Below are 18,237 nucleotides of genomic sequence, written 5' to 3' on the forward strand. Positions count from 1 at the left end.
GAGGGGGTGAATCCATGGATTATCAATTGCTGCTGCTGACGATAGGCGTTTCATTTATTCTCGCGATCATTGCCGCTCCTCTCCTCATTCCGCTTTTGAGGCGGCTGAAATTTGGACAGCAGGTTCGCGACGACGGCCCGCAAAGCCATTTGAAAAAAGCCGGCACGCCCACGATGGGCGGTATCGTAATCATTTTGGCTTTTACGCTGTCTTTCTTGAAATTTTCGGTCATCAACACCGATTTTTACGTACTGCTGGTGGCTACGCTCGGATTCGGACTTATCGGGTTTCTCGACGATTATATCAAAATCGTTTTTAAGCGCTCGCTGGGTTTGACGGCGCGCCAAAAGCTGATCGGCCAGCTGCTGTTTTCGGCGATCATGTGCATTTTGCTGATTCAAAACGGTCACAGCACCGCGATCCACGTTCCGGGAACTTCCTTCTCGTTTGACTGGGGAGGCTGGTTTTATTATCCGTTTATTGTCATCATGATGATGGCTGTCACCAACGCGGTCAATTTTACGGATGGAGTGGACGGTTTGCTGTCCGGCGTCAGCGCCATCGCTTGTGCCGCTTTTGCCCTGGTGGCCATGCAGGCGACGTCGCTGTCCGCGGCCGTTTGCGCCGCGGCGATGATCGGAGCGGTACTCGGTTTTCTGGTCTTCAATGCGCATCCCGCCAAAGTGTTTATGGGCGATACCGGTTCACTCGGCATCGGGGGTGCGATCGGCGCCATTGCGATCGTGACCAAAACGGAGCTGCTGTTCATCGTCATCGGCGGCGTGTTCGTCATCGAGATGTTGTCCGTGGTGCTGCAGGTGGCTTCGTTTAAAACGAGAGGCAAACGCATATTTAAAATGAGTCCGATCCACCATCATTTCGAATTGTCGGGATGGTCGGAATGGCGCGTCGTCATTACGTTCTGGCTGGTGAGCATCGTACTCGCGGGCATCGGACTTTACTTGAACAAGGGGTTGTAGAATATGAAGCATCCAGAATCGTACAGGGATCGGGAAGTCGTCGTGCTGGGCCTGGCCAAAAGCGGTGTACAAGTTGCCAAGGTGATGCACAGTTACGGCGCGAAGGTGACCGTCAACGACCAAAAAAACAGAGATCAGTGCCCCGAAGCCGGGGAACTGGAGGCGCTCGGCATTACCGTCATTTGCGGCGGTCATCCGGCGGATCTGGTTCATCCCGGTATTTCTCTGCTTATCAAGAATCCGGGGATTCCTTATAAAGTCGGGCCGGTCAAGCAAGCGCTGGAGCTCGGTATCGAAATCGTCACCGAAGTGGAGGTCGCCTATCATATTTGCAGTGCGCCCATCATCGGCATTACGGGCTCGAACGGCAAAACGACGACCACAACCTGGGTCGGAAACATGCTGGAGGAAGCCGGCATGCGTCCGATCGTGGCGGGCAACATCGGGACGCCGCTTTGCGAAGCCGCGCAAGGCGCGGACAGCGGCAACTGGATGGTGACCGAACTGAGCAGCTTCCAGCTGAAAGGAACGAAGGAATTCCGTCCGCGCATCGGATGTTTGCTGAACTTGGCGGAAACGCATCTGGACTACCATGGCGATATGGAGGATTATGTCGCTTCCAAAGCCAAAATGTTCGCCAATCAGGGAGAAGGAGATACCGCAGTCCTCAATTGGGATGATTCGACCTGCCGCGAGCTCGTGCCCTACATCAAGGCGAAGCTTCTGCCTTTCTCTACCAACGAGGAGTTGGTGGAAGGCGTCTACGTCAGCCCTTCTTTTATCCAAGGCGTAGAGGATGAAGTTCGGCGCAGCATCGTATACCGGGATGAACACGGCCAAGTCACAGAGATCATCCCCGTGGAGGAAGTCGGTATCCCGGGCCGCTTTAATGTCGCAAATGCGGCGGCCGCCTGCGCGATCGCCATCGCCGCAGGCGTGCCCGCAAACCGGTTAAGAGGGCCGTTGTCCTCCTTCCGTGGCGTGGAACATCGATTGGAGTACATCAAGGAACTGAACGGAGTCGCTTATTACAATAATTCGAAAGCGACCAATGCCAAAGCGACGATGATGGCCATAACATCCTTTCATCGTCCGATCGTTTTGATTGCCGGGGGACTGGACCGGGGCTCGGATTACATGGAGCTCGCGCCGGTCTTGTCGGAACGCGTCAAAGCGGTGGTCGCGCTTGGCGAAACGGCGCAAAAAATCGCCAACGTGTCGCATCTTGCCGGATTAAAGCATATTGTCGTCGTCGATAATGAGGAGGACGCCGCCGACACGCTTCGCGCAGCCGTAAAGGCAGCGCATGCCGCCGCAGAGCCGGGGGATATCGTGCTTTTGTCTCCCGCCTGCGCCAGCTGGGATATGTTTGCCTCGTATGAGGAGCGTGGACGCATTTTTAAAGAGGCGGTGCATAATCTTTAAGTAGGGGGGTGGATAAGCCCCTACTTTTTCGCAAAAGGTGGCCTCTTCATGAACAAGACACGCCCGGCGCCGGACTTGTGGCTGTTTCTCTGCATCTTGGGACTGCTCACGATCGGCATCATTATGGTATACAGCGCAGGCTCGGTGCTCGCATTCCATGAACATGGGGACTCTTTCTATTTCGTCAAACGCCAGCTGCTTTTTGCTGGACTTGGACTTGTAGCCATGTTTTTTACGGCCAGCATCGATTTTCGGATATGGAAAAAATACGCCAAGCTCGCCTTGATCGTCTGCTTCGTCCTGTTGGTCATCGTGTTGATACCGGGGATCGGCGTCGTTCGCGGCGGGGCGCGCAGCTGGCTCGGCATCAGCTCGTTCGGCATCCAGCCGTCCGAATTTATGAAGCTTGGCATGATTTTGTTCCTCTCGAAATGGCTGAGCAGCGACGAGTGGAACATCACCTCGTTCGGCAGGGGCCTGATGCCGCCGCTGGGACTGGTCGGACTAGCCTTCGGCCTGATTATGCTCCAGCCGGATTTGGGTACGGGCACCGTGATGCTGGGAGGCGCGATGATGATCATTTTTACGGCCGGAGCGCGCTTAAGCCATTTGGGCATGTTGGGGTTGGCCGGCGCTGCCGGATTTGTCGGCCTGATTTTGGCCGCGCCTTATCGCCTGAAGCGGATTACCGGGTTTCTCGACCCTTGGTCCGATCCGCTCGGGACGGGTTATCAGATTATTCAATCGTTATACGCCATCGGCCCGGGCGGGCTTGGCGGTTTGGGACTCGGAATGAGCCGTCAAAAGTACAGCTACGTTCCGGAGCCGCAAACGGACTTTATATTTTCGATTTTGGCCGAGGAGCTCGGTTTTATCGGCGGCCTGATCGTGCTGCTCCTGTTTTTGATCCTGGTCTGGCGGGGCATGCGTGTCGCGATGACGATTCCCGACCGTTTCGGCAGCTTGTTTGCGGTAGGCATCGTCGGCATGGTCGCCGTGCAGGTTATCATCAATATCGGCGTCGTCATCGGCCTGATGCCGGTCACGGGGATTACGTTGCCGCTGATCAGCTACGGCGGCTCGTCGCTTACGCTGATGCTGACCGCCCTGGGCATTTTACTTAATCTATCACGTTATGCGAGGTGATCGGCATGCGAGTCGTTTTAACGGGCGGCGGGACCGGGGGGCACATCTACCCGGCTATCGCCGTTGCGAGGCAGTGCGAAGCGGAAGACCCCGATTCTGCGTTTTTATATATCGGCGGCACGAAAGGCTTGGAAAGCAAGCTTGTACCGCAGGAGCAAATTCCTTTTCAATCGATCGACATTACGGGCTTTCGCCGCAAATTGTCGGCGGAAAACATCAAGACGGTCATCCGTTTTTTGAAAGGCGTCAAAGCGTCCAAGCGGATGCTTGCCGAATTCAAACCGGACGTGGTGATCGGCACGGGCGGTTACGTCTGCGGACCGGTCGTTTATGCGGCGGCCAAGCTGGGCATCCCGTCCATCATCCATGAGCAAAACGCCATTCCCGGCTTGACCAACCAGTTCCTGAGCAGGTACGTCAGCACGGTGGCTGTCAGCTTCGAAGGTTCGGAGCGTTCCTTCCCGAAGGCCAAACGCGTCATATACACGGGCAACCCGCGGGCAACCACCGTGCAGTCCGCCAACAGGGAACGGGGATTCGCGTCGCTGGGCATTCCGATGGACAGTTCGGTCGTGCTTGTCGTCGGCGGGAGCCGCGGGGCAAAAGCGATCAACGACGCGATGATCGAAATGGCTCCGCAGCTTCAGAAGCTCAAACACATTCATTTTGTTTATGTGACGGGCGAGCAATATTTCGATAAGACGCGTGAAGAGATCCGCGTCAAACTCGGCAGCATGCCGAATCATCTGCATGTGCTTCCTTACGTGCATAACATGCCGGAGGTGCTTGCGGCCACATCGCTGATCGTCAACCGGGCGGGGGCATCCTTCCTGGCTGAAATCAATTCTTTGGGCATTCCCTCGATCCTGATCCCTTCGCCGAACGTGACCAATAACCATCAGGAGGCCAACGCGCGCCAGCTGGAAAAGGCCGGAGCGGCGAAGGTCATTCTGGAGAAGGACTTATCCGGCAAGCGTCTCTTTCAATCTATCGAGGATATCATGGGCGATATTCATGTTCAGCAAAAGATGTCCGAACAATCGAAAAGGCTTGGGAAGCCGGATTCGGCGAACCTGATCGTCGAAGAAATGCGCCGCCTCGCATCGGGGCGGTAAAAGGGGCTGGGCGACTGTCACACACTTGTCGCGCGCGACATAAGATACTCTATAATCGTGACAATCACCACCCGAACGCCGGCCCCGCCCGAACTGCGCGGAGTTTGACGCGGCTTTCGGCACGAAGCTGTGGCCTTGATCGAAACGGATGTTCTTTTTTGTCAGGAGAATGCCGACCGGTTGCCATTAAGCCGCTTTCGCGCACAACTTTCGCCTTGCAAGGCCGAGCACATGGGTCTGATGTGTCACGCAAAAACAAGTCCGCTGAAGGGTTGTACTGGATTTCAGGCCGGTCAAACGACAGCAGAGGACGATCTCATCCTGAAGCATTCATTGTACGAGACTTTGAATCTCCAAGCGGGCAGGCACGGCAGCGGCCTGCAAAGAGAGAATGCGGCGGTTGAGGGGTAAACTCGGAGGTGATACATTGGACAAATTGGTGATTGAGGGTGGGAAATCCCTGTCAGGAACCATACGTATCCATGGAGCAAAAAATGCCGCATTGCCTATTCTGGCAGCGAGCTTGCTGGCCGCAGGCAAAGTTCAGCTGAGCAACGTCCCCCGTCTTCTGGATATCGACGTGATGCTGAACATCCTGGATCGGATCGGCTGCACGACTTTGCGTGATCAGGAGACGGTTGCCTTGGATACGTCGTCCGCCAATTCGTTTCATGTACCGGAAGATTTGATGAAGCAAATGCGCTCCTCCATATTTTTGATGGGGCCGCTGCTTGCGAGGTTCGGAGAGGTTGCCGTCTATCAACCCGGCGGCTGCGCGATCGGCGAGCGGAAAATCGACCTGCATCTTCGGGGGCTGCAGGCGCTGGGAGCCGAGATCGAGGAATTTGACCAGAGAATCATATGCAAAGCCCGCAAGCTAAAAGGGGCGGATATCCATCTGGATTTTCCGAGCGTCGGAGCGACCGAAAACATTATGATGGCCGCCGTGATGGCTGAAGGCACAACCACCATTACCAATGCGGCGCGCGAGCCGGAGATTCAGGACCTGCAAAACTTCCTGAATGCCATGGGCGCGAGCATCATCGGGGCGGGAACGGATACGATCACGATCCAAGGCGTAGATCGGCTTACACCGTGTTCATATACCATTATTCCGGACCGGATCGTAGCCGGAACCGTGATGATCGCCACGGCAGCCACGAGAGGAAACGTGACGTTGACCCACAGCAACCCGGCGCATCTGTCGTCCTTGCTCCACGTCCTCAAGCGGGCCGGTGTTCAAATCAGCACCTGCAATGATATAATAAACGTAAGCAGCATGAGCCGCCCGAAGGCGATCGAACGGATCGTCACTTCGCCTTATCCGTCCTTTCCGACCGACCTGCAGTCGCAGGTGATGGTGCTGCTGTCGCTGGCCGACGGTTTCAGCGTCATGAAGGAGACGGTGTTTGAAGGCAGATTCAAGCATGTCGATGAATTGACGCGAATGGGCGCGGACATATCCACCGACTTAAACTGTGCGTTTATACGAGGTGTGCAGCGGCTGTACGGCGCGACCGTCGAAGCCACGGACCTGAGGGCCGGAGCGGCGCTGGTCATTGCCGGACTGGCCGCCCAAGGAAAAACCATCGTCGAACAAGTTCATCACATTGACAGAGGTTACGAACATATCGAGCTGCTCTTTCAAAAGCTGGGAGCTGACATCCACCGGTTATCGCCGGTGCCCAGACCGCTAGATTTAGCAAATTAACGCCATGCTTATCCCCTCCCTCCCGCGAGAGGGGATAAGAGGTATTTTGTGGAGAGAACCCTATGCCAAAAGCTCACATTCCCGTTTTAAAAGAGAACAGGCCCAAGAAAAAAGCCAGCCGGAAAATTATAGCCATTTTACTGCTTTTGTTTATCGCGATTTTGGCGGTTTTGTTCTTTCGCTCGCCTGTGAGCCAGGTGACGGAAATTCAATTTACAGGCAATACGTTTACCTCAAGGGAACAGCTCTTGCAGGCCAGCGGGCTGAAGACGGGAATTCAATATTTCGGCGTCTCGCCTTCCAAGGTCGAAAACCAGCTGCTGCAAATCAAGTCGATTCAAAAAGCTGTCGTGGACAAGCATTTCCCCGGTGAAATCAACGTCAGAATCGAAGAGTACCCTACCGTCGCTTACGAGCTGGGCGAAGGCGGCCGATTGGACGCGATTCTCGCGAACGGCACCAAGGTCGCCGTAAACAGCAGCGGCATTGCCGTGGAGAAGCCGATCCTTACCAAATGGAGTCCGAACGATCCGAACAAAGCGGAGCTGTGCAAGGCGCTGGGGCAAATCCCGAATGAGCTGATCTCCGACATTTCGGAGATTATTCCGTCGCCGACCGCTTCCTTTCCCGACCGGATCAAGATGTATACGCGATCGCGATTCGTGGTGATTACGGCCATCTCTTTATTGGGCGACAAGATCGAATATTTGAACCAGGTGATCGAGAATGCCCAGCCGGGGACGATCACGATGCTGGAAGCCGACACGTATACGCCGTTTGAGACTCTCGGTGGCGAAGAGTCGGACCAAAATGGCACTACTCACGGCAATTAAAAAATGCTACAATTAACTTTATGGGTTATCTATACCGTTTGAACTAAATTTTGTTTGTTTTTCGATCAAAACGATGCTAACAGCGGGGACCGATCAATCTTTCGGACTTTCCGCGCTTAAAAATCTCCCTCTTTTTTCTTTTGATTTTTAGCCTGTTATACTAAATGTTGGCAGTCGAAAAATTTGTAGAAAAAAGAGGGAAAGAATATTCTATGTTGAATATGTAAAAACGAGTGTTTTATTCATGGGAAAGATACTATAGAAAACAGGAGGTGCCACGGTTGAGCAACAATGACATCATTGTTAGTTTGGACATCGGTACATCCAAAGTTCGTGCTATTATTGGGGAAGTGAATAATGGAACCTTTAATATTATTGGAGTTGGATCTGCCGACTCGGAAGGAATTCGTAAAGGTGCAATTGTAGATATTGACCAGACTGTACAATCCATCCGTAGTGCCGTTGATCATGCGGAGCGTATGGTCGGTATTGAAATATCGGAAGTATATGTCGGCATTTCAGGCAACCATATCGGACTTCAATCCAGCCACGGCGTCGTGGCAGTATCGAACGAGGATCGGGAAATCGGCGAGGAGGACATTGAACGCGTGCTTAAGGCCGCCGAAGTGGTCGCTCTTCCGCCTGACCGGGAAATCATTGATGTAGTTGCAAAACAATACGTCGTTGACGGTTTGGAGGGAATTCAGGATCCGCGCGGCATGATCGGCGTCCGCCTAGAGGTGGAGGCAATCATCATTACCGGCGCGAAGACCGCGATACATAATCTTTTGCGCTGTGTTGAAAAATCAGGCTTGAAAATCAAGGATCTGGTGCTGATGTCTTTGGGCGCGGGCCAGCTTGCATTGTCCAAAGACGAAAAAACGATGGGGTCGGTCCTTGTGGATATCGGTGCCGGTTCCACGACCATCGCCATCTTCGAAGGCGGCACGATGATTTCGACTTCAACGCTGCCGATCGGCGGCGAGTTCGTGACGAACGACATCGCTTACGGGCTTCGGACGTTGACGGATCAGGCGGAAAAGGTGAAGCTCAAATACGGCTGCGCTTTGATGGCCGATGCCGCGCCCGACGTTACGTTCAAGGTGGTCCGGATCGGCAGCAACGTCGAAAAGGAATTCAACCAAGAAGACCTGGCAGCCATCGTGGAACCGCGGGTGCAGGAAATCTTCCATCTCGTTCGCGAAGAGGTCAAGCGTCTCGGTTATGCCGAGCTTCCGGGAGGTTATATCCTTACCGGCGGCACGGTATCCATGCCGGGCGTTTTGCAGGTTGCGCAAGCGGAGCTGGCGGCTTCCGTCAGAATTGCCGTGCCGGATTTCATCGGCGTCAGAGACCCTGGTTACACCAGCGGCGTTGGCATTTTACATAACGTCATCCGCAGTATCCGCGTACGCAGCGGCAGCAGCGCAAACGTGAGCAATGCGGGCAACAAGAAAACAGTGAACCGCCCAAAAGCGAGTCCTGCTACGAATCCGGAGACTGCCCAAAAACCAGGCTTTATTGAACGATTGAAAAATATTTTCAGTGATTTCATATAAGCAGGTTCCATTTAAATAAGTGGACGGGCCATCCATGCACAATGAGGGGGAGATGGGAAAGTATGTTGGAATTTGATTTTGAAATGGAGAGCTTGGCGCAAATTAAAGTAATTGGCGTGGGCGGCGGCGGCAGCAATGCCGTGAACCGAATGATCGAAAACGGCGTTCAAGGCGTCGAATTCATCACGGTGAATACGGACGCTCAAGCTTTGCATATGGCCAAATCGGAACATAAACTGCAAATCGGGGATAAACTGACCCGCGGCCTCGGTGCCGGAGCCAACCCTGAAGTAGGGAAAAAGGCGGCCGAAGAGTCGCGCGATCTGATCATGAATACCCTCAAAGGTGCTGACATGGTTTTTGTGACCGCAGGCATGGGCGGGGGAACCGGTACGGGAGCCGCTCCGGTCATCGCCGAAATCGCCAAGGAATGCGGAGCATTGACCGTTGGCGTGGTAACGCGTCCGTTTACATTCGAAGGACGCAAGCGTTCCACCCAAGCTGTGCTCGGTATCGAAGCCTTAAAGGAAAAAGTCGATACACTTATCGTTATTCCGAATGATCGGCTATTAGAAATCGTTGATAAAAAAACACCGATGATGGAGGCATTCCGCGAGGCGGACAACGTGCTGCGTCAAGCGGTACAGGGCATTTCCGACTTGATCAAGGTGCCCGGCCTGATCAACCTTGACTTCGCCGACGTCAAAACGATCATGACCGAACGCGGTTCGGCTTTGATGGGGATCGGCATAGCGACAGGCGAAAACCGTGCAGCCGAAGCTGCACGCAAAGCGATTATGAGCCCGCTGCTCGAAACTTCGATCGAAGGCGCACTCGGCGTCATCATGAACATTACAGGCGGCACCAACCTGTCCCTGTACGAAGTCAACGAAGCGGCCGAAATCGTAACCTCCGCATCCGATCCGGAAGTGAACATGATTTTCGGTGCGATCATTGATGAAGGCATGAAGGACGAAATCAAAGTCACCGTTATCGCGACGGGATTTGAAAACCGCACGCCTGCGCCTCCATCCCGCAAGCCGGGAGCTGCCGCACCTTCTGAACCACCGGCTGCGGAGACCCGCAACAGCACGTCGAACCTTCGTCCGTTCGGCAACCAGACCAGCAGCGACCAGCTGGACATTCCGACGTTTTTGCGGAACCGGTCGCGTCAAAAGGACTAATCGCATACCGTATAAGCCAAGACCCGCTTTCCATGTTGAATGGAAGCGGGTCTTTTTTTGAAATGATAAAGCACCTATTTAACCTCAATCAACGCGGTTGAAGGCGTCCCGGCGGTCCGTTGCGACCCGGTTCGCGGGGAACCCAGCTTTTTCACATGCGCCGTCGCCTGGGCGGGATAGGATTCGAGGATCAAGCCTTTTTTACATAAACGGTACGGGGACCCGAAATGTCAAGGACGTGAGCAAGGGGGCAAATGACTGATTGAAGGTTGCAGCCGAACCTTCGCGAATCGGTCGCTGCAAAATCGGCCATCGCCTTCTCCTCAAAAACCATCGGAACTCGACAAAAAAAGTTGATGTCCGGCTCCCAATTTTAGACAGACTTTGGATAGGGTTCTTTTTATACTAAATACATCTCCCAAGTCAAAGCCATGATGAACGGTAAAGGTATCATAGCAGATTCGATTAAGAATCCACGTTGCGCAGGCAGGTGATGGGGCTGGTTGTTTATATTGATCTGATTTTCATCACCAATCTGTTGATCGACGGCGCGCTCTTGTGGTTGACCGCCTGGACGAGAAAACAGCGACTGCGGTGGTGGCGCCTTGCGGCGTCGTCGACGGTAGGAGCGCTGTACGTCGTCATGATGTTCCTGCCCGAGCTTTCCTTTATGTATACCTTTATCATCAAATTCGCATTGTCTCTGTTGATGCTCTGGATCGCTTTCGGTTTTGGTAGTCTGCAAAACTATATCCGGAACATGGGAGCTTTTTATATGATCAACTTTGCGGCGGCCGGCGGAATCATCGGTATTCATTATTTGCTGAAAAATACGGGAGAGATTTTTAACGGCATCTGGTTTACGGCTTCGGGGGGACTCTCGTTTGAGCTGAAAATCGGGTTTTGGTTTACGTTTATCATGTGTTTTGCGGTGCTGCTGTGGTTCAAATTCGTTTATTCCACGCGGCGGAAACTGGAGAACAGGCTGGAATACATGGGAGAAGTCCAAGTGGCGATCGGGGATTTTACCGTAACCTGCCCCGGATTGCTTGATACCGGCAACCAGCTGTCGGACCCGCTGACGAGAACCCCTGTAATGGTCATGGAAGCGTCGCTGTGGAAGGAAAAGCTGCCTGCGGCCTGGCTGCAGCGGCTGGACGGGGGAGAACCGGACAAACTGCTGCTCGAGCTGGACGATGCCGATTTCGAATGGCGCGACAGGCTGCGTCTGGTGCCCTACCGGGGCGTCAATCGCGGATCGGCGTTTATGCTTGCCCTGAAACCGGATGCCGTCGAAATACGAATCGGAAATCAGACAAGCCGTTCGTCTAAGGTGTTGATCGGACTGGATGGGGGCAAATTGTCCGGTGACAGATCCTATCAGGCGATCATCCATCCGGAGCTGGTACGGGAGGAAAACGCCGTCAAGGCTGAAGCGATTCTGCCGGTCAACTCTACGTCGGCTCATTTGTAAGGGGAAGCAAGCGGATCATTCGGAAAAGTCCTGCGATGACGGCGGACCTGGTTTTCCGAAGCGAGAGCCAATGTCAGCGGAAAAACCGATTTGGGAGCGCGAAATTGATGCCTTGGGCGGGCGGTGTCTTTTGCAAAGTGGATGCTTAGGGATCTAAATTTAACGTTCCAACGCGATATGACATGCATGGATCGTCGACGGTTTCCTTCGGGAATGAAGCTCATGTCACGATGATCGTTTCCTTCGGGAAGTTATTGCTTACGAAGATCGTTTCCCTTCGGGAAACGAAGCTTATGCTTGCGAAGTCAAATTTCCCTTCGGGAAATTAGTTTATGCTTACGAAGATAGTTTTCCCTTGGAAAACTAAGTTAATGCTTACGAAGATCGTTTCCCTTCGGGAAACGAAGCTTATGCTTACGAAGTCAAATTTCCCTTCGGGAAATTAGTTTATGCTTACGAAGATAGTTTCCCTTCGGGAAATTAGTTTATGCTTACGAAGATAGTTTCCCTTCGGGAAACTTTTAGGAGGACGACAAATGCTTGTAAAATGGCGATTGATAGCGCAGCTGCAATATTACCGAATCCTGTTTCTTTTGGGGCTGAAAAGCGAAGAAATCTACTATATCGGCGGCAGCGAGGCGCTCCCTCCCCCGCTGACCCGGGAAGAAGAGGAATATTTGCTGCAGCGGCTTCCGACGGGGGATGCGGCCATCCGGTCGATGCTGATTGAACGCAATCTGCGCCTGGTCGTCTACATTGCCCGCAAGTTCGAAAATACCGGCATCAACATCGAGGATCTGGTGTCCATCGGCGCCATCGGCCTGATTAAAGCGGTCAACACGTTCGACCCCGAAAAAAAGATCAAGCTTGCCACGTATGCCTCGCGCTGCATCGAAAACGAAATTTTGATGTATTTGCGCCGCAACAGCAAAATCCGCAGCGAGGTTTCTTTCGACGAACCGCTCAATATCGACTGGGACGGCAATGAGCTGCTTCTGTCGGATGTGCTCGGCACCGAGAATGATACGATCTACCGCAATATCGAGGAACAGGTCGACCGGAAGCTGCTCCACAAAGCGCTCGAAAAGCTGACCGACCGGGAACGCACGATTATGGAGCTTCGTTTCGGCCTGCAGGACGGCGAAGAAAAAACGCAAAAAGATGTTGCGGATATGCTCGGGATTTCCCAATCCTACATATCCAGGCTGGAAAAAAGGATTATCAAACGCCTCCGCAAGGAGTTCAACAAGATGGTGTAGCGAAATTTTGCAAGGAATAAAATGAGCCCCCAGGGAGATAATGTACATTAATGTTTCTCCTTGGGAGGTATATCATCATGACCCGAAACAAAGTCGAAATTTGTGGCGTGGATACCGCAAAATTACCGGTCCTAACCAACGTGGAAATGCGGGAATTATTCCACTCCTTGCAGCAACACAACGAACGGTCAGCCAGAGAAAAGCTCGTGAACGGCAACCTGAGACTTGTGCTCAGCGTCATTCAGCGCTTCAACAATCGGGGGGAATTTGTCGACGATTTGTTTCAGGTAGGCTGTATCGGACTGATGAAAGCTATTGATAATTTTGACTTGTCGCAAAACGTGAAATTTTCGACCTATGCGGTCCCGATGATCATCGGGGAAATCCGCCGGTACCTGAGGGACAACAATCCGATCAGAGTCTCGAGATCGCTGCGGGATATCGCCTATAAGGCGCTGCAGGTGCGCGATTCCTTGACCAACCAAAATTCGCGGGAACCGACGATTTTCGAAATTTCCGAAGTGCTGAACGTACCCAAAGAGGATGTCGTTTTTGCCCTGGACGCGATCCAGGATCCCGTGTCGCTTTTCGAACCGATTTACCATGACGGCGGCGATCCCATCTACGTGATGGACCAAATCAGCGACGACAAAAACAAGGATGTGCAGTGGATCGAAGAAATCGCCCTCCGTGAAGCGATGCAAAGGCTCGGCCAGCGGGAAAAAATGATTCTTTCCATGCGCTTTTTTGAAGGAAAAACCCAGATGGAGGTTGCCGACGAAATCGGCATTTCCCAGGCGCAAGTGTCCCGGCTCGAGAAATCGGCCATTCAGCAAATGCAAAAACATGTGAAATCGTAAAACCAACAATTGAATATTGAGGATTGGCGGAAAAGACATTTACGTTTATGCCAAGCCTATAAACCTAAAAGCGATCCGTTTCGGGTCGTTTTTTTAATGCATCGGAGCTCATGGTTTCCGAGGTAACCTATAAAGCCCCTGAATCGGCGTCGAAGCAAAAAACCGGGTTATTTTATGGATCATGTCCGAAGGGCCTCTTCATCAGACATATGTGGCAAGCAGCGGTTTCATTCATGGTTGTTTCACTTGAAGCATTTGTCGGGGCAAACCCGCATCAGGCCTGAGCATAGGGCGCCGGTGAACGTTTTTGATTTTCGAAAAAGAAGGGCATTTTGCCCAAAGGGAACATATACTTATATCAAGAATACGGTAACGGATGATGCAGGCACGCAAATTTAGGAGGAAAAGGGGCTGCGGACATTGATTCCAGAAAAACAGACGGTGGGGATAAACATGAAAATATCCGATTTTCAAACCAAAGACGTCATCAACATCGTGGACGGCAAAAGGCTCGGCCAAATCAGCGATTTGGAGCTGGATCTCCGCCAGGGCCGGATCGACGCGATCGTCGTGCCAAGTTATAATAAATTTTTGGGCTTGTTCGGCGGCGGGGCGGATCTCATCATCCCATGGCAAAACATCGTCAAAATCGGTTCGGATGTCGTTTTGGTCAAAATGGAAGAACTCAAAACGCTGACGAACGAAAAGGAAGCTTCGTCCCAAGGAGACCGCCAGGAAAGGGATCGCCGAAATTACAGGGATTTGTGAGTCTTCATGTGGTACACTGGATGTTGAGGTGAACAGGTATGGAACCGTTTGTTTTGAAAGAGGAACAGGGACGCCCGGCGCTGTTTATGCTGGAGCCTTGGGTTAGCCGTTATGGCGGCGTCAGTGCCGGCTTTACGAGCCGGAACGGGGGCGTGGGCCAGACGCCTTACGATTCGCTGAATTGCGCCTTTCACGTCGGCGACCGTGCCGAGGACGTCATTGCCAACCGCGAGCTTGTCGCGTCTCGGCTTGGGTTTACGCTTGCTTCATGGACATGCGGGGAGCAGGTCCACCGCGCCGATATCGCCGTTATTGACAAAAGCCTGGCGGGTGCGGGAAGCTTAACGCGGGAATCGGCCGTTCAGGACACGGATGGGCTGCTTACCAACGTACCGGGCGTGATGCTCACGTCTTTTTATGCCGATTGCGTGCCTTTGTTTTTTTATGATCCGGTTCGGCAGGTGGTCGGTCTTGCGCATGCAGGCTGGAAAGGAACCGTGGCGCGAATCGCAGCAAAAATGGCGGAACGCATGACGGAGGTTTTTGGCAGCCGGCCAGAAGATATACAAGCGGCTATCGGGCCGTCGATCGGGTCCTGCTGTTATGAAATCGATGGAAAAGTTATGTCTTATGTCCATGATTTAGCAAAAGATTTCCTGGGTAATGACGAGTATTCCGTATCGGATTGGTACATAACCAAAGAAGGCGGCAAATATATGCTCAACTTGAAAGAAATGAATCGACACATTATGATTAAAGCAGGAATATTGCCGACTCATATCGAATGTACATCATGGTGTACGAGCTGTCGTAACGATTTGTTTTTCTCATACCGGAAGGATGGGGGAACGACAGGACGAATGGCTAGTTGGATCGGGCTAAAAGAGGGGTGAGCCTTCCGTGACTTTGGAAGAGCGGATACAGGACGTCAATCGACGCATTGAGCAGGCATGCCGGCGCAGCGGCAGAACGCCTGAAGAAGTAAAGATCGTGGCGGTTACAAAATATGTTTCGCCCGCGATGACGGCCAAGGTGCTGGACAGCGGGCTTGAGCATATTGGCGAAAACCGTTGGCAAAACGCACAGGATAAATGGGAGGCGCTCGGACACCGGGGCACGTGGCATTTTATCGGTCATCTGCAGACCAACAAGGTAAAAGACGTGATCGGAAAGTTCGAGTACATCCATTCGCTGGACAGGCTCTCGCTTGCCAAGGAACTGGAGAAGCAAGCCGCCGCGCGGGGGCTTCAGGTCAAAGCTTTTTTACAGGTCAACATTTCCGGGGAAGACAGCAAGTACGGCTTGCCCCCCGAGGAAGCGGCATCGTTTTTGCAGGAAATTCAAAACTTTTCCCATATTAAAGTGATCGGCTTGATGACCATGGCTCCTTTTGAAGACGAGGCGGAGGATACCCGTTTCGTATTCAGGGGGCTGCGCGAGTTAAGGGACGAATTGAACCGCAGGGGCATTACGCAGGAACCGTTAACGGAGCTTTCCATGGGCATGTCTAACGATTTTGAAGTGGCGATTGAGGAAGGAGCGACTTGGATCCGTTTAGGCAGCATTTTAGTAGGGAAAGAGGAGGGGGAAGGATGAGCGTGATGAATAAATTTATGTCTTTTTTGGGATTGCAGGAGCAGGAAGAAATCGTGGAGCGGGAGCAGCTTCCGGTTGAAGAAGAAGTGGAAACTCCGCAGTTGGAAGCGCGTAGAAACCCAAGGGGAAATAATGTGGTCAGCATTCATTCGCAAAAAAACGTCAAGGTAATCCTCCATGAACCGCGCTCCTACGACGAAGCCCAGGAAATCGCCGATCACTTGCGTTCCCACCGGACGGTGGTCGTCAATTTGCAGCGGGTTCGTACCGACCAGGCGCTGCGGATCATCGACTTTCTCAGCGGAACGGTTTATGCCTTGAGCGGCGGCATTTCCAAGATTGGCGGGAACATTTTTTTATGTACCCCGGATACCGTTGAAATCTCAGGCACCATTTCCGAAATACTTGCGGATGAACATGATTACAACAGAATGAGGTGAAGCGGTTTTGTTAGATATAATTACCATCGTGGATTATCTGTTCCAAATTTACTTTTACATGATTATCGTTTACGTGCTGATGTCCTGGCTTCCGAACCTGCGGGAAAGCTTTATCGGCGAGCTTCTGGGCAAGCTTGTGGAGCCGTATTTGTCGCCGTTTCGCCGTTTTATCCCCCCGATCGCGGGAATGCTTGATATTTCGCCGATCATCGCGCTGATCGTGCTGCAGTTCGCCGAACGGGGCGTTCTCGCGATTCTGATGTATTTATTGGTGTGAGTGACGATGAAACTGGATATTTACGATCATTTTCATCCGGATGAGCGCGAGTTCGTCGATCGGGCCTGGGAATGGGTTGTGAACGCTGGCCAATACCATGAAACCCGTCTGACGGACTTTTTGGATCCAAGGCAGGCTTTTATCGTGGAATCGCTGGCGAACCGCCACCCGGACGTGCACGTGCGGTTTGACGGAGGTTATGAGGAAGCGGAACGGACAAGGGCGTTGATCGCCCCCGACTACCGCGATTTAAGCGGCGAGGACATGAAGCTGAAGGTGCTCAGCATCGATTCCGTAGACCGGAAATTTCTGACGTTGGAGCATGGCGATTATATGGGATCGATTCTTGGCCTTGGCATTAAACGTTCCAAAATCGGCGACATTCACGTGCTGGAGAGCGGCTGTCACACGGTCGTATGCGAAGAAATCAGCGCCTTTCTGGACATGAACCTGAATCAGGTGCATCGCGTGCAAGTTCACAGCGAAATTTTGCCGATCGATCAACTTCAAACGAACAAAGCCGCGCTGGAGCCGATGGATATTACGGTCGCCTCGCTGCGCCTGGACGGGATCGCGTCCGACGTGTATAGGCTCAGTCGAAGCAAGGTGTTGATTCCGATCCGGGCCGGCCGCTGCCGCGTCAATTGGAAAACGGTCGAGGATCCGTCGGCTCCGCTAAAGGCGGGGGATGTCGTGTCGATGCAGGGCTTCGGCCGGTTTAAGGTGCTCGAAGCGGGGGACGTTACAAAAAAAGGACGCTACCGGGTTAAAATAGGTAAATTTGTGTAGACTCGCAGCAGGAAATAGGTTATTCCTGTCGAAATCTAATTCAAGCGAATACTAATAAAATGGTTTTATTCGGCCGATACAATCCAAGAGGGCTGTATCATCAGATCCGTTTGATAACAGGGGGACCTGAACATTCTTAGGAGGTGCACATCTATGCCGTTAACGCCGTTAGACATACATAACAAGGAATTTTCACGCAGGCTTCGGGGCTATGATGAAGATGAAGTGAATGAATTCCTCGATCAGGTCATTAAGGATTATGAGAGTGTCATTCGCGAAAACAAGGATCTTCATAATCAGTTGATGTCATTGCAGGAAAGATTGGACCATTTCCTCAACATCGAAGAGACGCTTTCGAAAACGATCATCGTCGCCCAGGAAGCGGCGGATGAAGTGAAAAACAACGCCAAGAAGGAAGCGCAGTTGATCATAAAAGAATCCGAGAAAAATGCGGATCGCATCATTAACGAATCGCTTGCCAAGTCGCGCAAAATTGCGATGGAAGTGGAAGAATTGAAAAAGCAGGCTTCCATTTACCGTACCCGATTCCGGACGCTGGTGGAAGCGCAGCTGGAGCTTTTGAGCCAAGACGGCTGGGATGCGCTGGAATCGCCCGGCGATTCCCGGGATACCCGCGAAGCAAATGAGGTATACTAGGCTTCTGCTTGGTTGACTTTTGAATGAAAAAGGGCTATAACTATAGTCATATCGGTTGTCGCGCGCAGTCGCGGCAGCGTTGAAGCGCATATGGATTCCATGATGGGATAAGTAAGCTTTGGACATGTTCTCCAGAGAGTCGGCGTTTGCTGAGAGCCGACGTT

General features: G+C 52.6%; 19 protein-coding genes. All 19 read left to right on the plus strand.

What is annotated here, in order from left to right; translation table 11 throughout:
• Positions 1-14: 14 nt before the first annotated feature.
• The 19 genes from mraY to GQY55_RS25140 all read left to right on the plus strand — a co-directional run bounded on the left by mraY (position 15) and on the right by GQY55_RS25140 (position 18,073).
• Positions 15-980, plus strand: a complete 966-nt coding sequence (mraY, locus tag GQY55_RS25050) for a phospho-N-acetylmuramoyl-pentapeptide-transferase (protein ID WP_160044651.1) — start codon at positions 15-17, stop codon at positions 978-980.
• 3 nt (positions 981-983) lie between these two features.
• On the plus strand, positions 984-2,405 hold the full coding sequence (gene murD, locus GQY55_RS25055; RefSeq protein ID WP_160044652.1) for a UDP-N-acetylmuramoyl-L-alanine--D-glutamate ligase: 1,422 nt from the start codon (positions 984-986) through the stop codon (positions 2,403-2,405).
• Between the two features lie 48 nt (positions 2,406-2,453).
• Complete coding sequence (gene spoVE / locus GQY55_RS25060; protein WP_160044653.1) at positions 2,454-3,551, plus strand: stage V sporulation protein E; 1,098 nt, start codon at positions 2,454-2,456, stop codon at positions 3,549-3,551.
• A 5-nt stretch (positions 3,552-3,556) separates the two neighbouring features.
• On the plus strand, positions 3,557-4,666 hold the full coding sequence (gene murG / locus GQY55_RS25065) for an undecaprenyldiphospho-muramoylpentapeptide beta-N-acetylglucosaminyltransferase (protein ID WP_160044654.1): 1,110 nt from the start codon (positions 3,557-3,559) through the stop codon (positions 4,664-4,666).
• A 135-nt stretch (positions 4,667-4,801) separates the two neighbouring features.
• Positions 4,802-5,077 carry a hypothetical protein gene (locus tag GQY55_RS25070; protein WP_160044655.1) on the plus strand — a complete coding sequence of 92 codons (276 nt, stop codon included), beginning with the start codon at positions 4,802-4,804 and terminating at the stop codon, positions 5,075-5,077.
• 16 nt (positions 5,078-5,093) lie between these two features.
• Positions 5,094-6,377 carry a UDP-N-acetylglucosamine 1-carboxyvinyltransferase gene (gene murA, locus GQY55_RS25075; protein WP_160044656.1) on the plus strand — a complete coding sequence of 428 codons (1,284 nt, stop codon included), beginning with the start codon at positions 5,094-5,096 and terminating at the stop codon, positions 6,375-6,377.
• A 62-nt stretch (positions 6,378-6,439) separates the two neighbouring features.
• Positions 6,440-7,210 carry a cell division protein FtsQ/DivIB gene (locus tag GQY55_RS25080; RefSeq protein WP_160044657.1) on the plus strand — a complete coding sequence of 257 codons (771 nt, stop codon included), beginning with the start codon at positions 6,440-6,442 and terminating at the stop codon, positions 7,208-7,210.
• Positions 7,211-7,491: 281 nt separating this feature from the next.
• Positions 7,492-8,769 carry a cell division protein FtsA gene (ftsA, locus tag GQY55_RS25085; RefSeq protein WP_160044658.1) on the plus strand — a complete coding sequence of 426 codons (1,278 nt, stop codon included), beginning with the start codon at positions 7,492-7,494 and terminating at the stop codon, positions 8,767-8,769.
• Between the two features lie 62 nt (positions 8,770-8,831).
• Positions 8,832-9,953: a cell division protein FtsZ gene (gene ftsZ, locus GQY55_RS25090; protein WP_160044659.1), complete on the plus strand. Its 1,122-nt coding sequence runs from the start codon at positions 8,832-8,834 to the stop codon at positions 9,951-9,953.
• Between the two features lie 499 nt (positions 9,954-10,452).
• Entirely contained in the window at positions 10,453-11,427 is a 975-nt protein-coding gene (spoIIGA, locus tag GQY55_RS25095; protein ID WP_160044749.1) for a sigma-E processing peptidase SpoIIGA, read from the plus strand.
• Positions 11,428-11,963: 536 nt separating this feature from the next.
• On the plus strand, positions 11,964-12,686 hold the full coding sequence (sigE, locus tag GQY55_RS25100; RefSeq protein ID WP_160044660.1) for an RNA polymerase sporulation sigma factor SigE: 723 nt from the start codon (positions 11,964-11,966) through the stop codon (positions 12,684-12,686).
• Positions 12,687-12,763: 77 nt separating this feature from the next.
• On the plus strand, positions 12,764-13,546 hold the full coding sequence (gene sigG / locus GQY55_RS25105; protein WP_160044661.1) for an RNA polymerase sporulation sigma factor SigG: 783 nt from the start codon (positions 12,764-12,766) through the stop codon (positions 13,544-13,546).
• 453 nt (positions 13,547-13,999) lie between these two features.
• A complete protein-coding gene (locus GQY55_RS25110; RefSeq protein ID WP_236575847.1) occupies positions 14,000-14,314 on the plus strand; it encodes a YlmC/YmxH family sporulation protein in 315 nt (104 codons plus the stop codon).
• A 38-nt stretch (positions 14,315-14,352) separates the two neighbouring features.
• Positions 14,353-15,207, plus strand: a complete 855-nt coding sequence (pgeF, locus tag GQY55_RS25115; RefSeq protein ID WP_160044663.1) for a peptidoglycan editing factor PgeF — start codon at positions 14,353-14,355, stop codon at positions 15,205-15,207.
• A 7-nt stretch (positions 15,208-15,214) separates the two neighbouring features.
• Entirely contained in the window at positions 15,215-15,910 is a 696-nt protein-coding gene (locus tag GQY55_RS25120; protein ID WP_160044664.1) for a YggS family pyridoxal phosphate-dependent enzyme, read from the plus strand.
• A complete protein-coding gene (locus tag GQY55_RS25125) occupies positions 15,907-16,350 on the plus strand; it encodes a cell division protein SepF (protein ID WP_160044665.1) in 444 nt (147 codons plus the stop codon). The genes GQY55_RS25120 and GQY55_RS25125 overlap by 4 nt, the downstream gene beginning before the upstream one ends.
• Before the next feature lie 7 nt (positions 16,351-16,357).
• A complete protein-coding gene (locus GQY55_RS25130) occupies positions 16,358-16,627 on the plus strand; it encodes a YggT family protein (RefSeq protein ID WP_160044666.1) in 270 nt (89 codons plus the stop codon).
• A 6-nt stretch (positions 16,628-16,633) separates the two neighbouring features.
• Complete coding sequence (locus GQY55_RS25135) at positions 16,634-17,416, plus strand: YlmH family RNA-binding protein (RefSeq protein WP_160044667.1); 783 nt, start codon at positions 16,634-16,636, stop codon at positions 17,414-17,416.
• Positions 17,417-17,569: 153 nt separating this feature from the next.
• Positions 17,570-18,073 (plus strand): DivIVA domain-containing protein, encoded by a 504-nt coding sequence (locus tag GQY55_RS25140; RefSeq protein ID WP_160044668.1) that lies wholly within the window; start codon positions 17,570-17,572, stop codon positions 18,071-18,073.
• Positions 18,074-18,237: the final 164 nt, after the last annotated feature.

This window comes from Paenibacillus sp. USDA918EY, from assembly GCF_009870825.1.
GTDB lineage: Bacteria > Bacillota > Bacilli > Paenibacillales > Paenibacillaceae > Paenibacillus_AQ > Paenibacillus_AQ albilobatus.

Bases quoted from the DNA above. Each gene is read 5' to 3' on its own strand.
- spoVE (WP_160044653.1), top strand. From the start codon at position 2,454: ATGAACAAGACACGCCCGGCGCCGGACTTGTGGCTGTTTCTCTGCATC.
- GQY55_RS25135 (WP_160044667.1), top strand. From the start codon at position 16,634: ATGAAACTGGATATTTACGATCATTTTCATCCGGATGAGCGCGAGTTC.
- murD (WP_160044652.1), top strand. From the start codon at position 984: ATGAAGCATCCAGAATCGTACAGGGATCGGGAAGTCGTCGTGCTGGGC.
- pgeF (WP_160044663.1), top strand. From the start codon at position 14,353: ATGGAACCGTTTGTTTTGAAAGAGGAACAGGGACGCCCGGCGCTGTTT.
- mraY (WP_160044651.1), top strand. From the start codon at position 15: ATGGATTATCAATTGCTGCTGCTGACGATAGGCGTTTCATTTATTCTC.
- GQY55_RS25140 (WP_160044668.1), top strand. From the start codon at position 17,570: ATGCCGTTAACGCCGTTAGACATACATAACAAGGAATTTTCACGCAGG.
- GQY55_RS25125 (WP_160044665.1), top strand. From the start codon at position 15,907: ATGAGCGTGATGAATAAATTTATGTCTTTTTTGGGATTGCAGGAGCAG.
- GQY55_RS25080 (WP_160044657.1), top strand. From the start codon at position 6,440: ATGCCAAAAGCTCACATTCCCGTTTTAAAAGAGAACAGGCCCAAGAAA.
- ftsZ (WP_160044659.1), top strand. From the start codon at position 8,832: ATGTTGGAATTTGATTTTGAAATGGAGAGCTTGGCGCAAATTAAAGTA.
- murG (WP_160044654.1), top strand. From the start codon at position 3,557: ATGCGAGTCGTTTTAACGGGCGGCGGGACCGGGGGGCACATCTACCCG.
- sigG (WP_160044661.1), top strand. From the start codon at position 12,764: ATGACCCGAAACAAAGTCGAAATTTGTGGCGTGGATACCGCAAAATTA.
- sigE (WP_160044660.1), top strand. From the start codon at position 11,964: ATGCTTGTAAAATGGCGATTGATAGCGCAGCTGCAATATTACCGAATC.
- GQY55_RS25110 (WP_236575847.1), top strand. From the start codon at position 14,000: ATGAAAATATCCGATTTTCAAACCAAAGACGTCATCAACATCGTGGAC.